We start from the raw sequence: 541 nt of genomic DNA, 5'->3' as shown, positions 1-541 counted from the left end.
CGGATTGGTTGGAGGCTTCGCCGATTTGGTTGGAAACCCCGCCGCGTTTGTTGGACACTTCGACAGTTTGGTTGGACGCTTTCCGGTTTGTTGGACACTTCACCGGATTGGTTGGAGGCTTCGCCGATTTTGTTGGAAACACCGCCGCATTCGTTGGACACTCTGACAGTTTGGTTGGAAACCTCACCACGTTTGTTGGACACTTCGATAGTTTGGTTGGACGCTTTCCAGTTTGTTGGACATTTCACCGGATTGGTTGGAGGCTTCGCCGATTTGGTTGGAAACCCCACCGCATTTGTTGGACACTTCGACAGTTTGGTTGGACGCTTTCCGGTTTGTTGCACACTTCACCGGATTGGTTGGAGGCTTCGCCGATTTGGTTGGAAACCTCACCGCGTTTGTTGGACACTTCGACAGTTTGGTTGGACACTTTCCGGTTTGTTGGACACTTCGCCGGATTGGTTGGAGGCTTCGCCGATTTGGTTGGAAACCCCGCCGCGTTTGTTGGACACTTCGACAGTTTGGTTGGACACTTTCCGGT

Annotated in this window: 1 protein-coding gene; it reads left to right on the top strand. The window is 52.3% G+C overall.

Annotation, left to right across the window (positions count from 1 at the left end; all coding sequences use genetic code 11):
- Window positions 1–29: 29 nt before the first annotated feature.
- A partial coding sequence (locus tag I2484_RS21250) for a hypothetical protein (RefSeq protein ID WP_207153007.1) occupies window positions 30–541 on the top strand: 512 nt, incomplete at its 3' end.

Source organism: Sporosarcina sp. E16_8, assembly GCF_017347095.1.
Classification (GTDB): domain Bacteria; phylum Bacillota; class Bacilli; order Bacillales_A; family Planococcaceae; genus Sporosarcina.
Note: the sequence above shows the minus strand (reverse complement) of the source record. Positions and strands in the feature narration are given on the sequence as shown.